The following is a 16,344-nucleotide window of genomic DNA, read 5'->3' on the forward strand; positions in this document are numbered from 1 at the left end:
CCTACAAGAGCTGCTATGCAGTGCCTTCGGCATCGCACTGAAACAGTCCAGTAGGGTGTGTTAGCGTTAGCGTAACGCACGAATTTTGAACATTAGATAAGGTGCGTTACATTTCATTAACGCACCCTACAAGATCGCTACAAGATCGCACTGAAACAGTCCAGTAGGGTGTGTTAGCGTTAGCGTAACGCCCGAATTTTGAACATTAGATAAGGTGCGTTACATTTCATTAACGCACCCTACCAGATCGCACTGAAACAATCGCTGTAGGGTGTGTTAGCGTTAGCGTAACGCCCGAATTTTGAACATTAGATAAGGTGCGTTACATTTCATTAACGCACCCTACCAGATCGGCGATCGCAATAGTGATCGCGTGTGTCCAAATACCCTTGTGGGGGCAAAATCTACCCTAAATCCCGAAAAAGATGCTTTACATCTCACCAAAACTTAGCGATTAGGGAAATTGGGAAAGCGAGTGCGGCATCCGCGATTGATCAAGCCATACCATCCCCAAGCGGCACATTCAATCGGGCGAGTCTCTTGAGGTCGGGAAACAACCGTATAGTCACAAGAGACATAGCCGTTACTGTCGCTATCTATTGCCTGACAGTTCGCTCCTTTTAGGTCTTCTCTAAGAACGGAATTAACATGGTCTCTCAGTTGATTTTCGGCAAAACTCCTGCCCAAAAAAATCTGTCCTAGGAAAGAAACGGCGCTGATTGCGAGAATGCCGACAATAATAGTATTGACTAAGAGTTCAATTAGGGTGAAACCTTTGTTAGCCTTCTTGTTGGCGATTTTGAGCAGCAGTTTGGTTTTGAAGTTAGCGTTCATGATTTTTCCTGAGTACAGGTGTTGGATTTGCTTCTGAACAATAAAACTGTTTCTATTCGTTTATTTAGGCTGAAGAGGCTTAACTATGCGTGAAATTTAAATTTCTTTACAAAAAGCTGGATGCCAACTATAGCAGTTATCTTAGCGTTGGGTTTCATGCTTCAACCGTTCGGCAAAAGATCACGGCCGAAGCCCAACCTACGTTCATCTTATATTTAATTCCACCCACCCACTTAGGACTTGTATTAGGGAACGCACCCTACAGCGATAGCGTACTACTACGCAGTGCCTTCGGCATCGCACTGCCCCCCCCTAATTGAGCGCCACCAATCGGCGTGATTCGTAATTATGCGGCAACCACTGACAATGAGCGGCAAGTCTCTTCTGATAGTATTGCCGATCGAGAATGGATCGGGAAGAGATCGCCAAAATAGTTTAAAAATCGGCCGAGAATTTCTAGGATAGAAGTAAAGACCATCCTTGCCTACTTTTTCTATGATCCTAGCCGCCGAAACTGGACTAAAAACCGCTACTCTAGACGTAAAAGGCATGAAATGCGCCGGCTGTGTTAGTGCCGTAGAACGACAACTCAGCCAAAATCAAGGGGTAAAATCGGCCCAAGTTAACCTAATCACGGAAATTGCCGTGATTGAATACCAACCAGATGCGATCGCACCAGAGCAATTAGCCGCAAAATTAACCGCGATTGGATTCCCCACCCAACCGCGCAGCTCATCGACTCCCCTTTCTCAACAAAATCAACGGCTGCAAAACCAGCAAAAAGAACAGCAACAACAATTATACCGATTAGCGATCGCTTGTTGTTTACTGGTTTTTTCCCTGATTGGTCACTTACACCACATCGGGGGACCAGAAATCCCCATCCTTCAAAGTATTGCTTTTCACTGGACTTTGGCCACCCTAGCCATTTTATTCCCCGGCCGCGATATTTTCATCGATGGTTGGCGCGGATTACGGCACGGGATGCCAAATATGAACACTCTCGTTAGTTTAGGCACAGGTAGCGCCTATATAGCCAGTTGTTTGGCTCTTATCTTCCCTAATCTCGGTTTAGAGTGCTTTTTCGATGAACCAGTCATGCTGTTAGGGTTTATTCTCCTCGGACGGACTCTAGAAGCGCATTCCCGTCATCGCGCGGCCGCAGACCTAGAAGCGCTTACTTCCCTACAACCGGCAGTGGCTCACCTAATTGGTAGTACAGATGACCGTGTGGGCGTGGCCATTCCCGTGGAACAGTTGCGCGTCGGGGAATGGGTGCGTGTCTTACCCGGGGAAAAAATTCCCGTGGATGGGGAGATTATTCAGGGAAGAACCACGGTAGATGAAGCTTTGTTAACGGGGGAATCGCTGCCGGTGGTCAAGGAAATGGGAGATCTAGTCATTGCCGGCAGTTTCAATCTCTCCGGTGCGATCGCCGTACAAACTCGTCAGGTGGGGACCGATACCACCCTAGCTAAGATTATCGCAGCTGTGGAATCAGCCCAAACTCGCAAGGCCCCGGTACAGAAGATAGCGGACCGGGTAGCGGGTTATTTTGCCTACGGAGTCATGATAATTGCCCTAATTGTGCTGCTCTTTTGGTATTTTTGGGGAACTAGGCTTTTTCCAGAGGTGTTAGGGTCAACCACAGGACACCACGAGATGATTCAACCCACTTCTCCCTTACTTTTGTCCCTAAAATTAGCGATTTCTGTGCTTGTGGTCGCTTGTCCCTGCGCTCTCGGTTTAGCCACACCGACGGCCCTACTGGTGGGAACCAGTTTAGCAGCCGAAAGGGGTATTTTGATTAAAGGGGGCGATGTTTTGGAAACCGTCTCGCGACTGCAAACGGTGGTTTTTGACAAAACGGGAACCCTTAGCCAAGGTCATCCGGAAATTACCGATTGTTTGAGTTTTTCTATCCTTAATCCCCTGGAAATTCAACAATTAGCGGCAGTAGTAGAGAGTGGTACTAATCATCCTCTCGCTCGGGCGATTTTAGACGCGGTTACTCCCCCTACTAACCTGACGGGGGAAGATTTTCAAACTGTGGCCGGATTGGGAGTTTCGGCAAGGGTGCAGGGGTCGAAAATTGTTCTGGGAAATCGGCAATGGTTGGCGCAGAACGGCATTAAAATCGATGAAACTATCTGGGGGATTCAAGAGCTTTTACAAGCGGGTAAAACGGTGATTTATCTGGGTATGGAAGAACAATTACTCGGCGCGATCGCTTTTCAGGATCGATTGCGTCCCGATGCTCAAACAACCGTGAATCAGTTGCAAAAACTCGGTTTAGAGGTGATTTTACTCAGTGGAGATCGCCAAGAAGCGGTGACAGCGATCGCTAATAGTTTGGGTATTAGCCAATTTTATGCCCAAGTTGCTCCCACCGAAAAATCCGCCTTAATTGCCGACCTACAGACAAAAGAGGGCAAAATCGTGGCTATGGTCGGGGATGGTATCAATGACGCTCCTGCACTAGGACAGGCTAACATCGGTATTGCTCTGGCCAGTGGCACGGAAGTGGCCATAGAAACGGCCGGGATCGTTTTAATTAGCGATCGCTTAGAGGATGTGGTGCAATCTCTGCATTTAAGTCTGGCCACATGGCAAAAAATCCGACAAAATCTTTTTTGGGCTTTGGGTTATAATACCTTTGCTATTCCCATTGCCGGTGGTTTATTACTGCCCCGTTGGGGTCTAGCTTTCAGTCCGGCCCTAGCAGCAGCTTTAATGGCTTTTAGTTCGGTTATGGTAGTGAGTAATTCCCTGCTTTTACGTCGTCAATTTCCCCCGCTCAAATCGACGAAGGAAGGCAAAAACTAAAGCAATTACCGATTTTTTCTCGATAAATCTATCAAGCACCAAAAAGAGCGGCTCTCTTATTCTTTGTGTGATAAGTTTCACTGATACAGGAGCGATCAATCTCTGTGTACTCTGTGTCTTTGTGGTTCGTTACCTAAGAGAGCCAAGATGGTATTTTGTCCCCGTCTTTGTCAGTTGACGGAGACAGGAACAAATCGGGTTAAGCGGTAATTCTGGTCAGGGATTGACCTTGATAATTTTTGGTAATAATCTGGTGAATAGATTCAAAAAATCGCCGACAACGATTATTAGTTCTCAGGGGCAATTCATGATTTTTTACCAATAAATCGATCTGAAGTTCCGAGCTAGTGGGAGGATGGATAAACAATTCCACTTTCACTAACTGGGGAAAGAGAGCATCGTTAGGAACTTCCGATAAAAGCAAGACATCGGTCCGGCGCTTGATGATTTCAAATTCACCCAAACTTAGGATATCATCGTATAAAAACCCGGTCTGATGAGGAGAAATTCCGACAAAATAGGAACAGGAATAGCGAGCCATGGCAGGGAAAAGATGATAGATTGGTCACGGTTAATCGGTCAAAATCAGGCCATTGAACTACTACAAAGAGCGCTTGAAATCAATTCGATCGCTCCCGCTTACTTATTCGCCGGCGCTAGGGGGATCGGACGCAATCTGGCCGCAAAATGTTTCTGTCAAGACTTGTTAACTAGAGATCGATCGCCAGAAACAAGGGAATTAATCCTGAAACGCTTTCTGGGAGGCAATCATCCCGATTTACTCTGGATTGAACCCACTTATCAACACCAAGGCAAACTGCTCACCGCAAAAGAAGCACAGGAAAGCAATCTCAAGCGTAAAGCCCCCCCGCAAATCCGCATCGAGCAAATTCGCGAGATTACTAACTTTTTAAGTCGTCCTCCCCTGGAATCGGCCCGCTCTGTGGTAGTGATCGAGCAAGCAGACACCATGACGGAATCGGCGGCAAATGCCCTCTTAAAAACGCTTGAGGAACCGGGAAAAGCCACTTTAATCCTGATTGCTCCCAGTCCATCCTCTTTACTACCTACTCTCGTTTCTCGCTGTCAACACATCCCTTTTCAGCGTCTTTCGGAAGAAAATCTCGCTCAAGTCCTCCGCTCTAACGGACACGCTCGCGTTCTCAATTATCCGGCAATTCTCGGTTTAGCCCAAGGTAGCCCCGGAGAAGCGATCGCCGCTTTAGAGTTTCTCGACAGTCTCCCCCAAGATTTACCGCGATCTTTGAGCAAGTTTCCCCTAAAACTCTCCCAAGCACTGGAATTAGCCAAAATTATCCCTCAAACTCTTGACACGGAAACCCAATTATGGTATGTGAGTTATCTTCAGTATGAGGATTGGCAACGACGACGAGAGCGATCGATTTTAGAAATCTTGGAAAAAACCCGCCGGCAGCTGTTAGCCTACGTTCAACCCCGTTTAGTCTGGGAATGCACTTTCTTGGCATTAGCCAAACTATCCACCGCCCAAAAGTCTTAAAATTGTTATATTTATCGATCGAGTGGGGAGAAAGACCTTGAAAATCAAATCCTTAGTTTTGCTGATTCTGTTAACCTTGACTACGGTTTTAGCTGCTTGTCAGGGAGGAAAAGAAGCCGAAGAACCGAAAACCGTCCCTACCACGGTAGAATCCCCCCAAAAAGACGAAGATAGCGATAAAGACGGGGAAAAGCAGCAAAAAGACGGTGATAATCAACGGGATAAAAAAGACGATGACGATGATGATGATGATAACTAAATTCCTAGGATAAAAAAATCGGGTGAGCTTTAACCCACCCGATCGCCTATAGATTGAAATCAACCTATAACTGTGGTACAAACTGTTCTTTTTCGGGAACGTAGGCGTATTCAGCCACAATCTGCCGGAATTCTTCCCCATTGATCGTTTCTTTTTCGATCAGCAGGTCCACCACTCGATCGATCACTTCGCGATGATCGCGGACAATTTGCCGAGAAATTTCATGGCAGTGTTCCACGATTGATCGCACCTGATCATCGATGCGAGTAGCGACCTTCTCAGAATACTCGGAACGAGTCATCAAACCGCCACCGAGGAACACTTCACCCCCCTGACTTTCTAGGGACAAAGGACCCAAATCGCTCATCCCGAAACGAGTCACCATCTGACGCGCCATATCAGAGACTTGCTGTAAATCGCCACCCGCACCGGTAGTCACCTCATCATAGCCGAAGATTTCTTCCTCGGCCGCCCGACCACCTAAAGCACCGGAAATCCGGGCCATTAACTGCGCTTTCGTGGTTAAACCCTGTTCTTCGTTGGGAGTGAACCAAGTTAAACCCTGGGCCTGTCCCCGGGGAATCAGAGTCACTTTCTGGACGGGATCGTGATCTTTTAAGAGCGTACCCACGATCGCATGACCCACTTCATGGTAAGCGATTAAGCGCTTGCTCTTGCTATCGACTAAAGGAGTGCCTTCCATACCGGCGATAACGCGATCTACCGCGTCATCTATCTCTAGGAGGGTAATGGCATCTTTACGACGACGAGCGGTTAAAATTGCCGCTTCGTTCAGTAAATTGGCTAAATCTGCTCCACTGAACCCCGGAGTGCGACGGGCGATCGCTTCGATGGAAACGTCGTTAGCCAGCTTTTTATTGCGGGCGTGAACGTCTAAAATCTCTAAACGACCTTTAAAATCGGGCGCATCGACGGTTACTTGGCGATCAAAACGGCCCGGACGCATGAGAGCGGAATCGAGAACATCGGGGCGGTTAGTGGCGGCAATGATGATAATTCCCGTATTACCCTCGAAACCGTCCATTTCTGTCAATAATTGGTTTAGGGTTTGTTCCCGTTCATCGTTACCGCCACCGATACCGGCACCCCGTTGACGACCTACCGCGTCAATTTCATCGATAAAGATTAAACAGGGAGCATTTTCCTTGGCTTTTTTGAACAAATCGCGCACGCGAGAAGCACCGACACCGACAAACATTTCCACAAATTCCGAACCGGAAATGCTGAAGAAAGGTACACCCGCTTCACCGGCGATCGCTTTAGCCAACAGGGTTTTACCCGTACCGGGGGGGCCAACTAAAAGGACTCCTTTGGGGATTTTGGCACCGACGGCGGTAAATTTCTCTGGTTGTTTGAGGAAAGTGACGACTTCTTGTAATTCTTCCTTCGCTTCGTCAATTCCCGCCACATCATCAAAGGTGATGCCGGTTTTTGCTTCCATCTGGAAACGGGCTTTTGATTTACCAAAACTCATCGCTTGACCCGGACCGCCGGGGATATTATTAGAACGGCGGAACAGGAAAAAGAGAGCGGCAATCAGCAAAAAGGGGAAAAGTAGATTACCGAGGAATCCCCACCAAGCGCCGTCATTCCGCATCGGGTGAGCATCGAAACTGATTTTAGAATCGCGTAAACGGGCGATTAAATCGGGGGAATTGGCCGGTAAATCGACCCGTAGGCGTTGTACTCGGTTTTCTAGTTCCGGATCCAGGGCCTGTACGATCGCGGTTCTGCCACCTTCGTAGAGATCGACGCTGACAACCCTACCACTGTCTAGGTATTCTAGAAAGCGTCCGTAGGTCATGCGGGTAGTGGCGGTGTTATTGCCGATCTTACCGGTGGCCGTGGCAAAAGTGCCTTGCCAGAGGAAAAAACCGACCACAAGGGCGGGCAATGTCCACAGTAAAATCGTTTTCCAGGATAGTTTCATGTTTGTTTAGTGGTTCTAGGATAAAGATTTTTGCTTAACTCATTTAGCTGTTTTTGTCAAGGATTTTAGGTTATTTTTTCGAGATTAATCCCCGCAGCCAATTAAATCTTAACTAAATGTAACGTAATTCTCATAATTCTGACAACAATGGTGACGAGAATTTTTTTTAGTTCATTTGTTCTAGCAAGAGTCTCATGGTTTCTGGGATAAGCTGTACTGAATTTAAACTGCCTAGAAGTATATACTATATCTATTGATACGAAAATCATCTCCAAAATCCTAGAATTGCTTCTTTTTCCCATATTTGATAATTTTGCTAGATGTAACCAATTAAAGATAGAGGGGTGTATCTCACTTATGCAGAAATACCAACAATCAGCAATTATCAGTGACCCTTAAATTATTACAGATATATCAGCAGCTACCTGTAAGCATCCCACCGAAAAACTAATGCGCTCCGAGGTTTGGGGGCGGCGCCACGCACCCAACGGGGGGTTTGGGTAGGGTTGATTCATGAATCAACCCTACTATAGAGTTCTTGCATAATTAATTTTTGAGAGGGCAAAAATGAGATGCACCCAAGATAGAGTTAGTATCTCAACAAAATTTTTACCCTGATTTAACCTTTATTCACGAGCCAACAGGAGCTAAGTTTGCTATGGATAGAGATTACTATTGATGAGGAGAGTGTTTAGTGAAGTTAACGCCACTTGTGCCACCGATTAAGTGTCAAGGAATTAAAACTAAATTGGTAAAAGATGTTAAAAATATTGTGTCTGATCTGAGCTTTGGGCGTTGGATAGAACCCTTTTCTGGATCGGGAGTGGTGGCTTTTAATATTAATCCCAAAAAGGCTTTACTTGCGGACACAAATACTCATATTATCCAGTTTTATAATAATCTAAAAAATCAAGTTATTACCAGTAAAACTGTTAAGCTTTTTTTGCAAGAAAATGGTCAAGTTCTTAAGGAGCAGGGAGAAAGTTATTATTATCAAGTACGAGAAAGATTTAATCAATCTCCTAATTCTCTAGATTTTTTATTTCTCAATCGCTCCTGTTTTAATGGCGTGATGAGATTCAATCGTAAGGGACAGTTTAACGTCCCTTACTGTCATAAATCAGAACGATTTTCTCAAGCATATATTACCAAAATATTCAATCAAGTTATTGCCCTAGAAAATATTCTTATTAAAACTGATTATAATTTTCAAGTTGCTGACTTTCGAGAGACTTTATCTGATTGGCAAAAAACAGACTTGATCTATCTCGATCCTCCTTATTTAGGGAGACACGTCGATTATTTTAACTCTTGGTCTGAAGAGGATGAAGATTGTTTGGTGACTATTTTAAAGGATATTTCTTGTCGTTTTATTTTGTCCACTTGGCACAGTAATCAGTTTAGAAGCAATCCTTTAATTAAAAAAAATTGGAGTGCTGATAAGTTTTATATCTATACTAAAGAGCATTTTTATCATGTGGGTTCCACAGAAAAATTACGTCATCCGATCACCGAAGCGATCATTACTAACTTTAACATTCCCTTGTTGCCAGAGCGAGGAACTGATTTGCAACAACTGTCATTATTCCCATCGACAGCAGAAAATGAGGGAGTGAGAACAGTCTAGAAGATGCCTAGTTGCAAATTCTCACTCCTTGCTATTTATCCTTGGCTTTGGCGTAGATGGTCATTAATTTGGCGTTTACGCTTTTCTTGGGGGGTAGTGCTAGTAATTTCGCCAAAATCTTCACTACTCATGGAAAGATGGGACATTATCTTTCTTTTGCGCTCTTTAGCAGTTAATTCCGGTGAAGGAGTCACTGGAGGCGGCGCTGCCACCGGTTGCGCTGCCAGCGGGGGAGTTTCCACAATTGGCAGCGGTTTTTTGGGAATATAGTCAGCACCACTGGTGCTTCTGGAGAGATGATCGAGAATGCGACGTTTGCGATCGTCAGTAGCCATAACAATCTTTGCCAGCCTAGTTTAAAGTTTTTTGACACTCCTGGGCCTAAAGGCGTGAGGATTCTTGAGCTAATCACAGCCCTTTCTGGTTTCCCTTACTTAGGTCTTACACGATTATGTCTGAACCGAACCTACTAGAATATCACTTGCTATCTAGTTATCCTTTTTCTGGTTCACTCTCCAAGCGTTTTGGTCTTTCAACCAAGATTTGGGTATGCCCTACCCTATCTGTCTGACGACAAAGATTTTTACTGGTTTTTCCTTCACCGTTGTTGAGCGGAACTACTGCGCTATGTTTGACGAGGTTTTCGCTACCCTCCCTTTTTGTCTCTTATGCAGACTTTCGAGTTCCAGGGTTCAACTCAATCGAGCCATTCACTACCGCCCACTCAGGGGATTCAAACCAATTTCATTTTAACATAAAGCCGTCCTCAAAGGACGGGGTTTTAACCCAAATTTTCGATAAAACCTGCGATCGCATCTATCTGGTCGTGGAACTGGGGGTCTTCTCGCCCAAGGTGATAAGATAAAAAACTAAGTCTTTGAAAATATGACAAAGGATTTATCTATCATGACACCCTCTTTAGCTAACTTTCTCTGGAGCCTTGTTTTAGGTGCGGCTATCGTCCTGATTCCTGCCACTATCGGTTTGATTTTCATCAGTCAATACGACAAGATCAAACGGACTTAATTTAATCTAACTCTAAATGCCTAGACCGATTCCGTCTGGGCATTTTAGCTAATTTTGGAACTGGCAAGAGCGATCGCACCGACTACCCGATATCCCTCCGTTTGTAAAACCTGCACAGCTTCCTCGATCGTGGTTCCCGTGGTATAAATATCATCAATTAAGAGAATCGGCACTGATTTCGGTAAATTTTTCCCCAGTTGAAAAGCCGCTTGCATCGTCTTTTTTCTCTCCTCGGCTGCCAGACTAAATAAGGCTGCCGTGTTCTTAATCCGAATTAATCCGCGACTAGCCAGAGGATAACCGGTTAAACGACAAAAACCCTCGCCAATAGCTTCTGCTTGATTAAAACCCCTTTCCTTTAATCTTTCTGGGTGGAGAGGGATAGGAATCACCGTCAAGCGTTTATCGGTGAGGGGAGGACGAAGCAGCCAAGTTTCCCCCATGCAACTGCCTAGCAAAGAGCCGAGAGCGGGATGGCGATCATATTTCATTTTAGCGATCGCCTGTTTTAATTTACCTTCATAGCGTCCCCAGATAAACAGGGGAATAGAACCACGCCAGAGAAAAAGCGGGTTATTCTGACGATAGGACTGTAATTGTCGCCCACAATCACGGCAAAGCTCTCGCTCGCTCTGCCGTTGACAAAGAGGACAGGGAGACTTAAGAAATAAAGCGAGAAAAGGTTCGAGCATGGGAAGCAAAAGTTTTAGCTAGATCCTGATTTCCGTCGTCAAAAACGGTCAAATAATGGGGATTACTCCGCTCGATCGAAAGACTGATTCCTTGCGCTCCTTCGGACTCTAGATCTTGTAGATAACCCCCCTGATGCTGTTGTGCTTCCTCAAAAGAAGCAAAGGGACCAAAATAGTAAATACAGTGGGGGGAAAGGGAGGTAATTTTCAGCCACCAAGGGGTATTATCGTCAGAAATTTTCTTTGTCTCCAAGAAAGATAAAATCATGTTCTGGTAGTGATAGGGTACAGGGATTGCGGGAATCAAGGATAGGTTTTGAGGAACTTTGCCCCCATAATTCCCATTTGCCGGCCAAAAAATACAGCTTCTGGCCAAAGAGAGTCTTTTTATCGTATTAGAGTAACAAGGGGATCGGTCGCAAAATCGAAAGAGATTCTAAAAATTCCCCTCAGCCAAGGGGAAGCGGATCGAGATAGGATAGTAAAAAGTTTTTTTTTTAGAAAGCTAAGGGGATCAGATAACTATGAGCCAGATCACAGACACAGATAAGAGTCTTGAGGCGATGAAGAATTTTGCCGAACAGTACGCTAGACGTACAAATACTTACTTCTGTAGCGATCTCTCGGTGACAGCCGTAGTAATTGAGGGATTAGCGCGTCATAAGGACGAATTAGGAGCTCCTTTATGTCCCTGTCGTCACTACGAAGACAAAGAAGCGGAGGTAAAAAATACTTTCTGGAATTGTCCCTGTGTACCGATGCGGGAACGGAAAGAATGTCACTGTATGCTATTTATTACCCCCGATAACGAGTTTGCTGGGGAAGAACAGATAATTTCCCTCGACTATATCCAAGAAGTCCGCGAATCGATGAAGGGGCATTAGTTTAGGGTAATGACAGCCACCGCTTTTGGCCAAGGAATCGACGAATTTAATCGCCAGCAATTCTATGCTTGTCATGATACCCTAGAGGCTTTGTGGATGGAGTCCGCAGAGCCAGAAAAAACCTTTTATCAAGGCATTTTGCAGATTGCTGTCGCTTGTTACCATCTAGAAAATAATAACTGGCGCGGAGCGGTAATCCTTTTGGGAGAAGGGGTTAGACGTTTACAACACTATCAACCCGATTACGAGGGGATCAACGTGACGCACTTGGTGGGGGAGAGTTTGGATCTATTAAACTTTTTACAGAATCTCGATCCCCAAGCTTTACCGGCAGTGCTAGAAGGGATGAAAAGCAATCAGGAACATCCTCATCCCCACCTCGATCGATCTATATGTTCTCTGCCGAAAATCCTCAAAAGTCATCCTGTCCTCTAAAAAGCTAGATTAGTTAGTCAATACAATTACATCTAAGTAGGTGGGTGTTAAAAATTGTCAGCACCCCCCTTATCAAGGGGGGATTAAGGGGGGATCAAAGACAAAATCTATCTTCAATTTAATTGAAACCATTTACTTATAGGCGACATTTCTATGAGAGCAAGATACACAAAAATCAGAGGATGGCTAGTTTCCCTCGTTTCTGCTGGCTTAATGGTGGGATTGGGCAATTCTCCCCTAGTCAAAGCACAGCAGAATATTGTACCCGGTAATGCTATGACAGTGCGATCGGATATTCAGGAGGCGAACTCAAAAACGGGGGTAATTACTGCTCGGGGTAACGTACAAGTGTTCTATCCCGCTCGCAAAATGCAGGCCACTTCCGCCCAAGCTCAGTATTTTAGCCGCGAACGTCGTTTAGTGATGACGGGTAACGTTTACGTTTTGCAGGAAGGCAACAGTATCCGCGCCGAAACGATGACTTATCTAGTCGATGAGGGCAGATTTATCGCTACTCCCCAAACCAGTCAGCAGGTGGAGTCAATTTATTTAGTCAAAGATAACGAAACTTCCCCCCAACCGGCTGCTTCTCCGACACCCGCACCCATACCTTCCCCTTCCCTCCCCGCTGCCCCAATTATTAACCCGCAGTGATTGGGAGTCAGTAGTCTCCGAGACAGAATTCAGGAGTCAGCTTTTTTTCTCCCCACTTCCCCACTTCCCCAACCCCATCCCCCATCCCCCATCCCCCATCCCCCATCCCCCATCCCCCGATAAAGATGACTTTAGTATTAGAAAATATCCATAAATCCTACGGTAAAAGGCTCGTGGTTAACCGGGTGAGTATTACTGTTGCCCCGGGAGAAATTGTCGGGTTATTAGGACCAAATGGTGCGGGGAAAACCACAACTTTTTATATCGCCACGGGATTAATTAAACCGAATCAAGGGCGCGTTTGGCTCGATCAAAAAGAAATTACCAAATTACCCCTTAATCAAAGGGCGCGTCTGGGTATTGGCTATCTGACGCAGCAGGCCAGTATTTTTCGTTATTTAACTGTATCAGAAAATATTCAGTTAGCCCTAGAACAGTCGGGGGTTCCCTTTTCCCAACGGGCAAATCGTCTCTATGATTTATTAAAAGAATTTCGCCTCGATAAGATTGTTCGCACTAAAGGAGCCTACGTTTCCGGAGGAGAAAGAAGAAGGACAGAATTAGCTCGCGCTTTAGCGGTGGGAGTCAACGGACCGAGATTTTTATTATTAGATGAACCTTTCGCCGGGGTGGATCCGATCGCTGTGTCCGAGATTCAAGCGATGATCGCCGGTTTAAGGGATCGTCAGATGGGAATTTTAATTACCGATCACAATGTGCGAGAAACTTTGGCTATCACTAATCGGGCTTATATTATGCGCGAAGGGCAGATTTTAGCGGCGGGAAGTGGCGAAGAACTTTATAATAATCCTCTGGTGCGTCAGTATTATTTGGGTGATAATTTTTTCCGATAATTGTTATTAATAAAAAATCGCTGCATTATATCATGAAAGTTAGCAATTGGCAAGGAAATTTAAGTAGAATACCCGGATTTAGCATCTTAGACCGCTATATTTTTGTCGAGTTATTATTGCCCTTTTTATTTGGTATGGGTTTATTCACTTCTTTGGGAGTGGCGATCGGTACTTTATTTGATTTAGTGCGACGGATTACTGAATCGGGTTTACCTTTTACTTTGGCCTTAAAAATTCTCTTATTAAAAATGCCAGAGTTTATCGTTTTAGCCTTTCCCATGTCAATACTTTTAGCGGCTTTAATGGCCTACAGTCGTTTAGCCAGTGATAGCGAATTAATTGCTTTGAAAAGTATTGGAATTAGTGTTTATCGCCTAATAATTCCCGCCATTGTGCTAAGTTTAATAGTGACGGGATTAACCTACGTTTTTAATGATTATGTGGCTCCGGCTGCCAGTTATGAAGCTAATGCTACCATGACCAAAGCCCTACGACCAAATCGCAAATCTTTTATTGAAGATAATATTATTTATCCTGAATACGGCAAAGTGCGGCAACCGGATGGAGGGGCACCTCAAACGGTATTAAGAAGGTTATTTTATGCCGAAAGATTTAACGGTCAAGAGATGCTAGGTTTAACCATTCTCGATCGCACCCAGCCGGAAGTTAATCAAATTATTACCTCAGAATCAGCTTCTTGGAATATTGAAAAAAATATTTGGGATTTTTATAACGGCACAATTTATCTAATTGATCCTAAGGGTTCCTATCGTAATATTGTCCGCTTTCAACATCAACAATTAGCCCTACCGCGTACCCCTTTAGATTTAGCTTTTCGAGGCCGAGATGGTTCGGAAATGACCCTGAGACAAGCGCGGGAATACCTAGAAATACTGCAATTAAGCGGCAACCCCACCAAAATTAGAAAATTGCAGGTTCAAATCGAGCAGAAAATATCTTTACCCTTTGTTTGTTTAGTTTTTGGGATGATTGGGGCAGCCTTGGGATTGCGTCCCCAAAATTCTAATAAAGCCACCAGTTTCGGTATTTGTATTGTCCTAATTTTCTCCTATTATCTCCTATCTTTTGTCACCAGTTCCTTAGGCATTGGCGGAGTTTTAACCCCCTTGATGGCCGCTTGGTTGCCCAATATTTTAGGATTAACTGCCGGGGGAATTTTGTTACTTCAATCAGCTAAGTAATCGAGGGTTAGCGGTGGGAATAAAAATTGATAATCATCAAATTTCTAAGGCTAATTTATATAAACGACTGCGGGATAAATTAGTAACCTGTGCTAATTGTCTGCTGGCTTGCGATCGATTAACTCCTCCTTCGATAATTTGTTTTAATTCCCGTTTTAATTCCTCGTCGGATAATTGGATAGTATCGAACCGATTGTTGCCCATAACTACGATAGTAAATTCCCCTTTAGGAGTTTTATTCGCCAGATATAAATTAATCGCCTCGGCGACAGTTCCTCGCCAAATTTCTTCGTAAAGCTTGGTTAATTCCCGACCTAAAACTATCTTTCTCGTGGGGCCGAAAGTTTCTCGTAAATCCTCCAAAGTCTTAATAAGTTTGTGAGGAGCTTCATAAAAAACCATCGTTCTCGTTTCAGTTTTTAAACCCTCTAAGCGCTCTTGTCTGAGCTTTTCCTTACCCGGAAGAAATCCTTCAAAACAGAATCTTTCCGTGGGTAATCCCGACACCGCTAAAGCAGTAATTACCGCCGTTACTCCGGGGATGGGAACCACTTCGATCTTAGCTTCTATACAAGCTTTAATTAACTCATAACCTGGGTCAGAAATCCCCGGCATTCCCGCATCAGTAACCAAGGCGATATCCTGACCTTGGCTGAGAATATTTAATAACTGATCGAGACGGGAAAGACGATTATGTTCGTGGTAACTAATTTGAGGGGTTGGAATATCAAAATGCTGCAATAATTTGCCCGTGTGTCTGGTATCTTCGGCAGCAATTAGAGCGACTTTTTTGAGAGTTGCCAGGGACCGGAAAGTCAGATCGTCTAAATTGCCGATCGGCGTTCCCACCACATATAATTTACCGAGATTATTCATAAATTGGCTAAAAATAGGCTATTTAGTTGTATTTTCAGTGATCAGTAAACAGTAAACAGTAGGCTGACGACTGATAACCTATCACTGATCAGACTGTCCACTAAAAACTCATAAGTAGGGAGGCACAATTATTTGTAGGATGGGTTAGCGGTAGCGTAACATGAGCGAGCGTTGGGTTTCATGCTTCAACCCAACCTACGTTCATCTTATATTTAATTCCACCCACCCACTTATCTGATAACTGATAACTGATAACTGATAACTGATAACCGATCACTTTTCTCTGTTCAGGGATCACTCAAATAGGGTAAAGTAGGTCAAGGTATGCTCACCCCTGTTATTGAATTAATCTAGTCTAAGGAGAACGTCTTAGTAATGTTAACCCTAAAAATCGCCGTTTATATCGTTGTTTCCTTCTTTGTCTTACTTTTTATCTTTGGCTTCCTTTCCGGCGATCCTACCCGTAACCCCGGACGCAAAGACTTTGAGTAGAAGACAATTATCAAACTGGTTCTAGGGTAGAGACACAGGGAACAAGTTATCGGACTTTCCCTGTCTCCCTAGAAATAATGATCATGGTAGTAAGCTGTTAAGCATTTAAATTGCTTGTTGAGACGAGGCAAGAGGCAAGAGGCAAGAGGCAACAGTAAAGGGATTGGGGGAGATTCGGCTAATCTTAAGAATAAGTGCTTTAAATGCGTCTTA

General features: G+C 44.6%; 19 protein-coding genes. 12 read left to right on the plus strand and 7 right to left on the minus strand.

Features of this window, described 5'->3' with window-relative positions:
* Positions 1-447: 447 nt before the first annotated feature.
* Positions 448-834 (minus strand): type II secretion system protein, encoded by a 387-nt coding sequence (locus tag IM477_RS00135; protein WP_190358549.1) that lies wholly within the window; start codon positions 832-834, stop codon positions 448-450.
* 495 nt (positions 835-1,329) lie between these two features.
* Between IM477_RS00135 and IM477_RS00140 the strand changes: the two genes are divergently transcribed.
* Complete coding sequence (locus tag IM477_RS00140; RefSeq protein WP_287729953.1) at positions 1,330-3,660, plus strand: heavy metal translocating P-type ATPase; 2,331 nt, start codon at positions 1,330-1,332, stop codon at positions 3,658-3,660.
* Positions 3,661-3,859: 199 nt separating this feature from the next.
* Here IM477_RS00140 and IM477_RS00145 read toward each other — a convergent pair whose 3' ends face one another.
* Positions 3,860-4,201 carry a hypothetical protein gene (locus IM477_RS00145; protein ID WP_287729945.1) on the minus strand — a complete coding sequence of 114 codons (342 nt, stop codon included), beginning with the start codon at positions 4,199-4,201 and terminating at the stop codon, positions 3,860-3,862.
* Positions 4,202-4,213: 12 nt separating this feature from the next.
* Here IM477_RS00145 and holB point away from each other — a divergent pair, with 12 nt between their 5' ends.
* Both holB and IM477_RS00155 read left to right on the plus strand, forming a co-directional pair.
* A complete protein-coding gene (gene holB, locus IM477_RS00150) occupies positions 4,214-5,179 on the plus strand; it encodes a DNA polymerase III subunit delta' (RefSeq protein WP_287729946.1) in 966 nt (321 codons plus the stop codon).
* 37 nt (positions 5,180-5,216) lie between these two features.
* Positions 5,217-5,438 carry a neurohypophysial hormones like protein gene (locus IM477_RS00155; protein ID WP_287729947.1) on the plus strand — a complete coding sequence of 74 codons (222 nt, stop codon included), beginning with the start codon at positions 5,217-5,219 and terminating at the stop codon, positions 5,436-5,438.
* 64 nt (positions 5,439-5,502) lie between these two features.
* Here IM477_RS00155 and ftsH2 read toward each other — a convergent pair whose 3' ends face one another.
* Positions 5,503-7,389 (minus strand): ATP-dependent zinc metalloprotease FtsH2, encoded by a 1,887-nt coding sequence (ftsH2, locus tag IM477_RS00160; protein ID WP_287729949.1) that lies wholly within the window; start codon positions 7,387-7,389, stop codon positions 5,503-5,505.
* A 246-nt stretch (positions 7,390-7,635) separates the two neighbouring features.
* On the opposite strand from ftsH2, the gene IM477_RS00165 reads away from it, so the two are divergent.
* Complete coding sequence (locus IM477_RS00165; protein WP_287729954.1) at positions 7,636-7,788, plus strand: type II restriction endonuclease; 153 nt, start codon at positions 7,636-7,638, stop codon at positions 7,786-7,788.
* Between the two features lie 295 nt (positions 7,789-8,083).
* Complete coding sequence (locus IM477_RS00175; protein WP_287729950.1) at positions 8,084-9,016, plus strand: DNA adenine methylase; 933 nt, start codon at positions 8,084-8,086, stop codon at positions 9,014-9,016.
* Between the two features lie 35 nt (positions 9,017-9,051).
* Here the strand turns inward: IM477_RS00175 and IM477_RS00180 are convergent, their stop codons facing one another.
* A complete protein-coding gene (locus tag IM477_RS00180; RefSeq protein WP_287077874.1) occupies positions 9,052-9,351 on the minus strand; it encodes a hypothetical protein in 300 nt (99 codons plus the stop codon).
* Positions 9,352-9,922: 571 nt separating this feature from the next.
* On the opposite strand from IM477_RS00180, the gene psbX reads away from it, so the two are divergent.
* Positions 9,923-10,042 carry a photosystem II reaction center X protein gene (gene psbX / locus IM477_RS00185; protein ID WP_002759073.1) on the plus strand — a complete coding sequence of 40 codons (120 nt, stop codon included), beginning with the start codon at positions 9,923-9,925 and terminating at the stop codon, positions 10,040-10,042.
* Positions 10,043-10,086: 44 nt separating this feature from the next.
* On the opposite strand, the gene IM477_RS00190 is transcribed toward psbX, so the two are convergent.
* Positions 10,087-10,734 (minus strand): ComF family protein, encoded by a 648-nt coding sequence (locus IM477_RS00190; protein WP_286825205.1) that lies wholly within the window; start codon positions 10,732-10,734, stop codon positions 10,087-10,089.
* A complete protein-coding gene (locus tag IM477_RS00195; protein ID WP_287079968.1) occupies positions 10,703-11,002 on the minus strand; it encodes a DUF1816 domain-containing protein in 300 nt (99 codons plus the stop codon). The genes IM477_RS00190 and IM477_RS00195 overlap by 32 nt, the downstream gene beginning before the upstream one ends.
* 256 nt (positions 11,003-11,258) lie before the next feature.
* Here IM477_RS00195 and IM477_RS00200 point away from each other — a divergent pair, with 256 nt between their 5' ends.
* From IM477_RS00200 to IM477_RS00220, 5 genes are all read left to right on the plus strand, one after another.
* Entirely contained in the window at positions 11,259-11,618 is a 360-nt protein-coding gene (locus tag IM477_RS00200; RefSeq protein ID WP_002760795.1) for a ferredoxin thioredoxin reductase catalytic beta subunit, read from the plus strand.
* 9 nt (positions 11,619-11,627) lie between these two features.
* On the plus strand, positions 11,628-12,053 hold the full coding sequence (locus IM477_RS00205; RefSeq protein ID WP_045356566.1) for a DUF309 domain-containing protein: 426 nt from the start codon (positions 11,628-11,630) through the stop codon (positions 12,051-12,053).
* 153 nt (positions 12,054-12,206) lie between these two features.
* Complete coding sequence (locus IM477_RS00210) at positions 12,207-12,707, plus strand: LptA/OstA family protein (RefSeq protein ID WP_286825210.1); 501 nt, start codon at positions 12,207-12,209, stop codon at positions 12,705-12,707.
* 125 nt (positions 12,708-12,832) lie between these two features.
* Entirely contained in the window at positions 12,833-13,561 is a 729-nt protein-coding gene (gene lptB / locus IM477_RS00215; protein ID WP_002797884.1) for an LPS export ABC transporter ATP-binding protein, read from the plus strand.
* A gap of 32 nt (positions 13,562-13,593) precedes the next feature.
* Positions 13,594-14,763, plus strand: coding sequence for an LptF/LptG family permease (locus IM477_RS00220; RefSeq protein WP_287729951.1), 1,170 nt, complete (start codon positions 13,594-13,596; stop codon positions 14,761-14,763).
* Between the two features lie 36 nt (positions 14,764-14,799).
* Here the strand turns inward: IM477_RS00220 and rsmI are convergent, their stop codons facing one another.
* Complete coding sequence (gene rsmI / locus IM477_RS00225; RefSeq protein ID WP_287729952.1) at positions 14,800-15,639, minus strand: 16S rRNA (cytidine(1402)-2'-O)-methyltransferase; 840 nt, start codon at positions 15,637-15,639, stop codon at positions 14,800-14,802.
* Positions 15,640-16,014: 375 nt separating this feature from the next.
* On the opposite strand from rsmI, the gene IM477_RS00230 reads away from it, so the two are divergent.
* Complete coding sequence (locus tag IM477_RS00230; RefSeq protein ID WP_002732356.1) at positions 16,015-16,131, plus strand: photosystem II reaction center protein I; 117 nt, start codon at positions 16,015-16,017, stop codon at positions 16,129-16,131.
* Positions 16,132-16,344 lie beyond the last annotated feature (213 nt).

The organism is Microcystis sp. M090S1 (assembly GCF_020246295.1).
GTDB classification, from domain to species: domain Bacteria; phylum Cyanobacteriota; class Cyanobacteriia; order Cyanobacteriales; family Microcystaceae; genus Microcystis; species Microcystis aeruginosa.

Bases quoted from the DNA above. Each gene is read 5' to 3' on its own strand.
- IM477_RS00195 (WP_287079968.1), bottom strand. From the start codon at position 11,002: ATGATTTTATCTTTCTTGGAGACAAAGAAAATTTCTGACGATAATACC.
- IM477_RS00200 (WP_002760795.1), top strand. From the start codon at position 11,259: ATGAGCCAGATCACAGACACAGATAAGAGTCTTGAGGCGATGAAGAAT.
- IM477_RS00220 (WP_287729951.1), top strand. From the start codon at position 13,594: ATGAAAGTTAGCAATTGGCAAGGAAATTTAAGTAGAATACCCGGATTT.
- IM477_RS00145 (WP_287729945.1), bottom strand. From the start codon at position 4,201: ATGGCTCGCTATTCCTGTTCCTATTTTGTCGGAATTTCTCCTCATCAG.
- IM477_RS00135 (WP_190358549.1), bottom strand. From the start codon at position 834: ATGAACGCTAACTTCAAAACCAAACTGCTGCTCAAAATCGCCAACAAG.
- ftsH2 (WP_287729949.1), bottom strand. From the start codon at position 7,389: ATGAAACTATCCTGGAAAACGATTTTACTGTGGACATTGCCCGCCCTT.
- holB (WP_287729946.1), top strand. From the start codon at position 4,214: ATGATAGATTGGTCACGGTTAATCGGTCAAAATCAGGCCATTGAACTA.
- lptB (WP_002797884.1), top strand. From the start codon at position 12,833: ATGACTTTAGTATTAGAAAATATCCATAAATCCTACGGTAAAAGGCTC.
- IM477_RS00230 (WP_002732356.1), top strand. From the start codon at position 16,015: ATGTTAACCCTAAAAATCGCCGTTTATATCGTTGTTTCCTTCTTTGTC.
- IM477_RS00205 (WP_045356566.1), top strand. From the start codon at position 11,628: ATGACAGCCACCGCTTTTGGCCAAGGAATCGACGAATTTAATCGCCAG.
- IM477_RS00180 (WP_287077874.1), bottom strand. From the start codon at position 9,351: ATGGCTACTGACGATCGCAAACGTCGCATTCTCGATCATCTCTCCAGA.
- psbX (WP_002759073.1), top strand. From the start codon at position 9,923: ATGACACCCTCTTTAGCTAACTTTCTCTGGAGCCTTGTTTTAGGTGCG.
- IM477_RS00190 (WP_286825205.1), bottom strand. From the start codon at position 10,734: ATGCTCGAACCTTTTCTCGCTTTATTTCTTAAGTCTCCCTGTCCTCTT.
- IM477_RS00210 (WP_286825210.1), top strand. From the start codon at position 12,207: ATGAGAGCAAGATACACAAAAATCAGAGGATGGCTAGTTTCCCTCGTT.
- IM477_RS00140 (WP_287729953.1), top strand. From the start codon at position 1,330: ATGATCCTAGCCGCCGAAACTGGACTAAAAACCGCTACTCTAGACGTA.
- rsmI (WP_287729952.1), bottom strand. From the start codon at position 15,639: ATGAATAATCTCGGTAAATTATATGTGGTGGGAACGCCGATCGGCAAT.